Origin of the sequence: Klebsiella sp. MS 92-3, from assembly GCF_000195655.1 — a bacterium.
GTDB lineage: Bacteria > Pseudomonadota > Gammaproteobacteria > Enterobacterales > Enterobacteriaceae > Klebsiella > Klebsiella pneumoniae.
This window is the reverse complement of the sequence record NZ_GL882872.1, coordinates 1-6,827: the sequence shown is the minus strand read 5'-3', so window position 1 is coordinate 6,827 and position 6,827 is coordinate 1. Positions and strand designations below refer to the sequence as shown.

Annotated in this window: 9 protein-coding genes and 1 pseudogene; 3 read left to right on the top strand and 7 right to left on the bottom strand. The window is 60.9% G+C overall.

Going from position 1 to position 6,827, the window contains the following annotated elements:
• The coding region (locus HMPREF9538_RS00660) for a DUF488 domain-containing protein (protein ID WP_171805152.1) at window positions 1-247 on the bottom strand (247 nt) is incomplete at its 3' end.
• Between the two features lie 4 nt (window positions 248-251).
• The gene (locus HMPREF9538_RS00665) at window positions 252-761 is read right to left on the bottom strand and encodes a DUF523 domain-containing protein (protein ID WP_004176547.1); all 510 of its coding nucleotides are present in this window, start codon (window positions 759-761) and stop codon (window positions 252-254) included.
• A gap of 145 nt (window positions 762-906) precedes the next feature.
• Between HMPREF9538_RS00665 and HMPREF9538_RS00670 the strand changes: the two genes are divergently transcribed.
• Window positions 907-1,599, top strand: coding sequence for a CTP synthase (locus tag HMPREF9538_RS00670; RefSeq protein ID WP_004140471.1), 693 nt, complete (start codon window positions 907-909; stop codon window positions 1,597-1,599).
• A 31-nt stretch (window positions 1,600-1,630) separates the two neighbouring features.
• Here HMPREF9538_RS00670 and HMPREF9538_RS00675 read toward each other — a convergent pair whose 3' ends face one another.
• The gene (locus HMPREF9538_RS00675; protein WP_014343001.1) at window positions 1,631-2,806 is read right to left on the bottom strand and encodes a CynX/NimT family MFS transporter; all 1,176 of its coding nucleotides are present in this window, start codon (window positions 2,804-2,806) and stop codon (window positions 1,631-1,633) included.
• 107 nt (window positions 2,807-2,913) lie between these two features.
• Between HMPREF9538_RS00675 and HMPREF9538_RS00680 the strand changes: the two genes are divergently transcribed.
• A complete protein-coding gene (locus HMPREF9538_RS00680; protein ID WP_004140469.1) occupies window positions 2,914-3,708 on the top strand; it encodes an AraC family transcriptional regulator in 795 nt (264 codons plus the stop codon).
• Here HMPREF9538_RS00680 and HMPREF9538_RS00685 read toward each other — a convergent pair.
• From HMPREF9538_RS00685 to HMPREF9538_RS33105, 3 genes and pseudogenes are all read right to left on the bottom strand, one after another.
• Complete coding sequence (locus tag HMPREF9538_RS00685) at window positions 3,692-4,138, bottom strand: DUF441 domain-containing protein (protein ID WP_002901080.1); 447 nt, start codon at window positions 4,136-4,138, stop codon at window positions 3,692-3,694. The two genes, HMPREF9538_RS00680 and HMPREF9538_RS00685, sit on opposite strands and share 17 nt — an antisense overlap.
• A gap of 116 nt (window positions 4,139-4,254) precedes the next feature.
• Entirely contained in the window at window positions 4,255-4,755 is a 501-nt protein-coding gene (locus tag HMPREF9538_RS00690) for a YbaK/prolyl-tRNA synthetase associated domain-containing protein (protein WP_002901088.1), read from the bottom strand.
• 95 nt (window positions 4,756-4,850) lie between these two features.
• A pseudogene (locus HMPREF9538_RS33105) lies at window positions 4,851-5,007 on the bottom strand (hypothetical protein).
• On the opposite strand from HMPREF9538_RS33105, the gene HMPREF9538_RS00695 reads away from it, so the two are divergent.
• Entirely contained in the window at window positions 5,002-6,138 is a 1,137-nt protein-coding gene (locus HMPREF9538_RS00695; protein ID WP_014907796.1) for a glycosyltransferase family 9 protein, read from the top strand. The pseudogene HMPREF9538_RS33105 and the gene HMPREF9538_RS00695 overlap by 6 nt on opposite strands.
• Before the next feature lie 170 nt (window positions 6,139-6,308).
• Here the strand turns inward: HMPREF9538_RS00695 and HMPREF9538_RS00700 are convergent, their stop codons facing one another.
• The gene (locus HMPREF9538_RS00700; RefSeq protein WP_002901096.1) at window positions 6,309-6,551 is read right to left on the bottom strand and encodes a DinI family protein; all 243 of its coding nucleotides are present in this window, start codon (window positions 6,549-6,551) and stop codon (window positions 6,309-6,311) included.
• Window positions 6,552-6,827: the final 276 nt, after the last annotated feature.

Below are 6,827 nucleotides of genomic sequence, written 5' to 3'. Positions count from 1 at the left end.
GCTGGCGTTGCGCCAGCGCCGCCAGCCGCAGGCCCGTTTCGCGATGGGCGTCGAGCTCCTGACGATAGCGCTGGCTGAAGTGGGCGAAATCGATCGCCTCGCCGTGAAAGGCTTTGCGCAGCTCAGCGGAAGGCGTTAACTCCTTACACCACTCATCACAGGCCAGCGCCTCTTTTTTAATCCCCCGCGGCCAGAGACGGTCGACCAGCACCCGATAGCCGTCGCTGCTTTCCTGCGGGTCATACACCCGTTTACACTGAATCATCATCCTGCTCCTTCTGTGCCATCCAGGCGAGCAACTGCGGGATTTGCCCGTCGGAAAATACCGTGATGCCGTGGGCGCGGAGTAGGTCGGCGGCCACGCCGGCGCCCGCTTTGCGCCGTCCGCGAAAGGAACCGTCATAGACAAACTGGCTGCCGCAGGTAGGGCTGCCGTCGGTGAGTAACGCTGCCTGACAGCCCGCTTCCCGGGCGGCGCTGAGCGCCAGCCAGGCGGCCAGCTGATAATGTCCGGTGACGTCGCGGCCGTCGCTTTCCACGATCCGCGCCCGTCCGGCAAGCACATCGCCGCCGGTACCGCCGAGGATCTCCGCCGGCAGTCGGGGCGTAGGCAGACCGGCCGCCAGCTCCGGGCAGTGGATCACCAGCCGCCCCGCCTGCTGCCAGCGGGACAGCGTCGCCGCCAGCTGTGCCTTCTCACTACCGTTATACCGCACCTGGAATCCCATCAGGCAGGCGCTGACCAAAAGCTTATTTTTCATTCTCTCTCCCTTACGCGCTTTTTCCAGTATACCTCACCCGTCGGCCACGGCGGTGGGGTGAAAATAAGGATTGTGTTCCACAGGCGGGATCGCTATTCTGACGTGCCTTGTGCTGTCCGTCTCGTCCAGACATAAGGAACCTGCTATGAAAACTCCTTTACGCCTCGCCCTTGTCGGCGATTATCACCCCGATATTGTTGCCCATCAGGCCATTCCCCTGGCGATAGACGATGCCGCCGCCGTGCTGGAGCAGCCGGTGAAATATGACTGGCTCGCCACCCCGTCGATCGCCTCCGGCGAGGCGCTGGCGGAGTACGATGCCATCTGGGTCGTTCCCGGCAGCCCGTATCGTCACCCGGAAGGCGCGTTTACCGCGATCCGCTATGCCCGGGAAAACAGCATTCCTTTCCTCGGCACCTGCGGCGGCTTTCAGCACGCGGTGATTGAATACGCCCGCAACGTGCTCGGCTGGCAGGACGCCGGACATGCGGAAACCGACAGCGAAGGGCGGATGGTGATCGCTCCCCTCAGCTGCTCGCTGGTGGAGACCTCTGCCGTCGTCGAGCTGCGGGCGAATACGCTGATTGCCCGCGCCTATGGCCGGGAGAGCATTGAAGAGGGCTACCACTGCCGGTACGGCGTGAGCAGCGCGTTTGCGGCGGAGCTGGAGCAGGGCGATCTGCGCGTCACCGGCTGGGATGAAGAGGGTGAGATCCGCGCCGTCGAGCTGGTGACGCACCCGTTTTTTGTCGCCACCTTGTTCCAGCATGAGCGTCACGCGCTGGACGGGCGTCCCGCGCCGCTGGTGCAGGCGTTTCTCCGCGCCGCGGCACAATAATTCCACCGGCAGCGGGCGCTGCCGGTCATCTTCAGGGGTGAATTTCCCGATCACGTCCGGCGAGCGCGCCGCAGACCGCCATCACCAGCGAAATCAGCGCCACCGCCAGCAGCGGAATATGCCAGTCGCCATTGGCATCATGGATCCTGCCCATCAGCGGCGGCCCGCAGGCGGCCAGCAGATAGCCGACGCTCTGCGCCATCCCTGACAGCGCCGCGGCCTGATGCGCCGAGCTGGCGCGCAGGCCGATAAACGTCAGGCCGAGGATCATGGTGGCTCCGGAGCCAAAGCCGAACAGCAGCGTCCAGCCGATCGCCAGCTCAGGCAACAGCCACAGCCCGGCGGCGCTGATGGCGCACATCAGGGCGACCAGCACCGCGATCCCGCGCTGGTCGCGCAGCCGATGCAGGATCAGCGGTATCGCCAGGCCGGGCGCGGCGGTCGCCAGCTGCAGCAGGCCATGCAGCGAGCCGGCCTGCGCTTCGCTATAGCCCATACTCTGCAGAATCGACGGCAGCCAGCCGATAATCACGTAATAGACCAGCGAGTTGATGCCGAGGAACAGCGTCACCTGCCAGGCCAGCGCCGACCGCCAGATCCCCCGGTTATGCATAGCGCCTGAGCCGGTCAATGGCGTCTCCGCCCGGCACCGGGACTGCGGCAGCCAGCTGAGGAGCGCCAGTAGCGGGAAGACCATCAGCAGCAGCAGCGCCCCGCGCCAGCCGAATCCGGCCATCGCCACGGGGACCACCAGCGCCGAACCAAGCGCCGCCGCGCCGCCCATCGTCAGGGAATAGGCGCCGGTCATCCGCGCGACATGCTGCGAGAAATCCCGTTTAATCAGCCCGGGCAGCAGCACGTTACCCAGCGCAATGCCGCAGCCGATCACCGCCGTGCCGATAAACAGCAGCGCAGCGGAGGGCAGGGAGCGCAGGGCAATGCCGGCGCAGATCAGCAGCATCGCCAGCAGCAGGCTGCGTTCCATGCCGAACCGGCGGGCAACCCCTGCCGCCAGCGGCGAGACAAGGCCAAAGGCCAGCAGCGGCAGGGTAGTGAGCAGCCCGGTCTGCGCGGTGGTCAGGCCATAGTCGCTACGAATCGCGTCCAGCAGCGGCGCCGCGCCGGTAAAGACCACGCGCAGGGTGGTGGCGATGAGCAGGATACCGGCAATCAGCAGCGCGGGGCGGCGGCCGGTAGAGGAGATCACAGAAGACATATCATTCTCAAGGTAACTAACGAGGGGGGTTACGATAGCGGCTTTGTCCCTCGTTTAAATCAAGCTAAAATGACAGATTATCGCTAATATCGGACAATATGATGATTGGACTGGGGCTGGATGGCTATGAACCGGACAGTGGCCACGAATCGGCCATTGCCTTTCGTATCCGGGTGGTGGAGGCGGAGCAGTATATTCCGGCGCATTCCCACCGTAAGGGGCAGCTGATCCTTGCCCTGCACGGCGCCTTGACCTGCGAGGTGGAGAACGCAATGTGGATGGTGCCGCCGCAGTATGCGGTGTGGGTTCCGGGGCAGCTGTCCCACAGTAACCGCGCTACCCCCGGCGCCCAGGTATGCTTCCTGTTCATCGAGCCGGGCGCCGCGCCGATGCCGGATCGCTGCTGTACGTTAAAGATTTCCCCGCTGGTGCGAGAGCTGATCCTTACTCTGGCGGAGCGCGGCGGAGAGTCGCTGGCCGCCCCCGCCACGGCCCGGCTGGTGCAGGTTCTGTTTGATGAGCTGCCCCGCCAGCCGCAGGAGCACCTGCAGCTGCCGGTATCAAACCACCCGAAAATTCGTCAAATGGTGACGATGATGGCTGAGGATCCGGCGCGCTGGCAGACCCTGAGCCAGTGGGCGGCGGTGTTTGCGATGAGCGAGCGGAATCTGGCCCGCCTGGTAGTGCGCGAAACGGGGCTGAGCTTTCGCCGCTGGCGCCATCAGCTGCAGCTGATCCTCGCGCTGCAGCTGCTGATCCGCGGGCAGACGGTGCAGCAGACGGCTCAGGCGCTGGGCTACGATTCCACCACCGCCTTCATCACCATGTTTAAAAAAGGGCTCGGGCAGACACCGGGCCGCTATCACGGTAGCCTGGCTACGACTTCCCAATAAACAAAGAGATGATCCCGGCGGCAATCAGCGGCCCGACCGGGACGCCGCGAAACAGGGCGACGCCGAGTACTGTACCGACCAGCAGCCCGGCCACCAGATGCGGCTGGGAGCCCATCAGGGAGACGCCGCGCCCGCCGAGCCACGAAACAAACACCCCGACCGCAATCGCCAGCAGCGATTTCCAGTTCATAAAGGAGTGGATCAGCGTCGAGGGCGGCAGCGTGCCGCTGGCGATAGGCGCCATCACGCCGATGGTCAGAATAATGATCCCGACGGTCAGTCCCTGTTTCTCAACCCAGGGAAAGAAGGCGTTCAGCGGCGTGACGCGCACGATAATCAGCACGAGGATGGAGATCGCCACGGTGGTGTTATGACTGATAAAGCCGAGCGCCGCCAGACCCAGCAGGATCAACAGGGTGGTATCAAACATGTACAGAGGTCCTTGCCAAAATAAGAATGCCAAAAATATCCCGCTTACTCTACGCATCGTGGCGTGAATAAACAGGATTTTTACGCCATGCGGCGGAAATCTGGGCGGATGCCCGGTTAGCTAAGACGGCGAAAGGTCGCGATCTCTGGTCGGGCGATATGTAAATAGTCTTCGGTGTCGAGAATGATCGACCGGTCCAGGCGCCCGGCGTTAAAGGCGATTTGTGGAAAGCGTTCAAACAGCAGCGGGTCCGCCACCAGCCGCAGCGCCGGATGGAAACTGAAGGGGGGAATGGCGCCGAACACGCAGGCGGTGAGGGCCTCCACCTCCGCCGGGCTGGCCAGCGAGGCTTTGCTGCCGCCGATATGCCGGGCCAGGCTGGCGAGGTCGGCCTGCCGATCGGCGGCGAGGATCGCCAGCACATGCTGGTTGACGCCGTTTCCTTTCACTTTACAGACTAACGCTTTCGCGCCCTGGCCAAGCGCGGTGCCGCGGATTGCCGAGACGGCTTCGCACTGACCGACCGCCTCGTGCGCCATCACCCGGTAGCGGGCCCGGTGCTCGTCGAGCAGCGCGCACAGCCGCTGGTGGATATTACCTTCTACTGCTTCAAGCATAGCGTCCTCCTGACATCATAAAGCAGCCAGCTTAGCGCTGTTGCGCCGGCCTGCCAACGGTGGGCCGGGAAATTCACCATTCGCTCATTATTACTTCACAGTGCTGTGGTGCAATCCCGCAGGCGCAGATGAGTTTTGTAAATAAAAAAAAGAATGATTTTCATTTTCAATCGAACTTTTTTTATTTCGCTCAGTCTCTATCGGACGACACAGAATATTAATAATTGCCGTAATGAGGTTAGGATGATGCACGATGCAACCATGCAGGGTTCCCCACGCAAGAAATTTAATAAAATAAGGGAGCTCAACAGACGGCGGAATTACTTTACTAAGAAAGTACGTAATGCCCTGCGGGTGGGGGTGGCGAAAGCGCTCTGGGATCGCCGACGCCGTCAGCCGGTAGATTTGTCGTCTGCGAAAACCGTCCTGTTGATGCGCAATGAGGGGGCGGTCGGCGATGTAGTGGTGGATTCCGCGCTGGTGAAATGCCTGCATCAGTCAGGCTATATCGTTGATTTTTTGCTGACGACCTCTAACAGCCAGGTGATGCGTTATAACCCGCGGATCCGCCATATTTATGAAGCTGACCCGGTCACGTCCGCTGATTTTTTGCGTAAATTTAATCATAACGTTCCTCGCGACGTTATTAATGAACTGGCTAATAATAAGTACGATATTATTATTGACCCTTCGCTGTTCGATATTCCCGTGCATCGCCTGCGGCTTTTCCGACAAATAAAAGCCAAATCAGTGCTCGGGTTTAATAAATGGCCATCGATTAAGCACTACTCCCACTCTTTTGATTTTGACTGCCAGCGCTGGCACGTGACGAAAACGTTCGAGCTGATCGCCGATTATCTCCAACTGGACACCCGCGGGCTGGACGCTTACGACCTGGCGGTGCCCGGGCCGATTATGCAGGAGGTGGCGCAGTATCTGGCGTCGCTAAGCGGAAAAGCGGTGGTGATTAATATTTTTGCCGGCCATGCCGACCGCAGTCTCTCGCAGACGCAGCTGGCGGAACTGCTCGACAAACTGCTGGCCCGCCACCCGGGGAGCGCGGTTATTCTGCTCGATCACCGGCGCGAGATCCGCATCCCGCTGCCGCCGGAGGTGGTGATTAACCCATTTAACACGTTACACCATGCGATGGCGCTGATCGCCCAGGCGGAGCTGATTATCTCCCCGGACACCTCGGTGGTGCACATGGCGGCGGCGTGGAACAAACCGCTGATCGCGGTCTATAAGGACGTTCTGCTTAATAACCGGCTGTGGGCCCCGGGCTATGACAACGCCAGGCAGATCATTGTTAAATGCGGGAAGGTCCATCAGCATCGCGGGCTAGTGGATAGAATTATAGCGGCGCTACCGGAGACGCTGTGAGGCGATGAGGGGAGACAGGTAGGGCTCACCTGCTGGCCGTATGCAAGAGCCAGCAGGTGAGCGAAGGTTGCATTGCCAGTCTGCAACCGCCGCTATTGTACTGCTGCCCGCGGCTCTGCCACATCCGGGAAAGCTCTTAAAGAGATGGTCGCCGCGACTGACGGGCGGGATCACTCTTCAGTGAGCCACATATCCGCCTCTTCAAACATCTCCTGCACCGTGCGGCTGATCAGCTCTTTTTCATGCTTGCTGGCGTCGGTGTTGATCGCCGGCAGCGTCATCATCGGCTTCACCCGCACTTCCGCCTCCGGGAAAATGCGCTGCATGCGTTTGGTCAGCTCGTTAAGAATGGCCTCTCTGGCGCCCGGCAGCCCGGCAAAATTGCGCTTGTCATAAATCAGTTCCACAAACATCTTCTGTCCTCTGTATGCTGATCGCGGGCGATAGTTTTACTGTATTAATGTACAGTGTCAAGCGAATGCCGCGGCGCTGCGCATCTACCACCTCGCGCGGCGGGCGGGCTGCGCGCAAAAGCAGCAAACGGTTCGCTGGTGCTGAAGAAGACCCCTATTGACATCAAGGAGTTATTTCAGTGCTGGCGATTGATAGCTGGAGCCGATATTGACCGGTAAAATTGGCAAAACTACTGTATATATATTCAGTGTGCGCCGGGAGACCGGTTAGAGATC

What these genes read in the sequence shown, in the direction of transcription:
- HMPREF9538_RS00665 (WP_004176547.1), bottom strand. Translation starts at nt 761, where the DNA reads ATGAAAAATAAGCTTTTGGTCAGCGCCTGCCTGATGGGATTCCAGGTG.
- HMPREF9538_RS00670 (WP_004140471.1), top strand. Translation starts at nt 907, where the DNA reads ATGAAAACTCCTTTACGCCTCGCCCTTGTCGGCGATTATCACCCCGAT.
- HMPREF9538_RS00680 (WP_004140469.1), top strand. Translation starts at nt 2,914, where the DNA reads ATGATGATTGGACTGGGGCTGGATGGCTATGAACCGGACAGTGGCCAC.
- HMPREF9538_RS00685 (WP_002901080.1), bottom strand. Translation starts at nt 4,138, where the DNA reads ATGTTTGATACCACCCTGTTGATCCTGCTGGGTCTGGCGGCGCTCGGC.
- HMPREF9538_RS00690 (WP_002901088.1), bottom strand. Translation starts at nt 4,755, where the DNA reads ATGCTTGAAGCAGTAGAAGGTAATATCCACCAGCGGCTGTGCGCGCTG.
- HMPREF9538_RS00695 (WP_014907796.1), top strand. Translation starts at nt 5,002, where the DNA reads ATGCACGATGCAACCATGCAGGGTTCCCCACGCAAGAAATTTAATAAA.
- HMPREF9538_RS00700 (WP_002901096.1), bottom strand. Translation starts at nt 6,551, where the DNA reads ATGTTTGTGGAACTGATTTATGACAAGCGCAATTTTGCCGGGCTGCCG.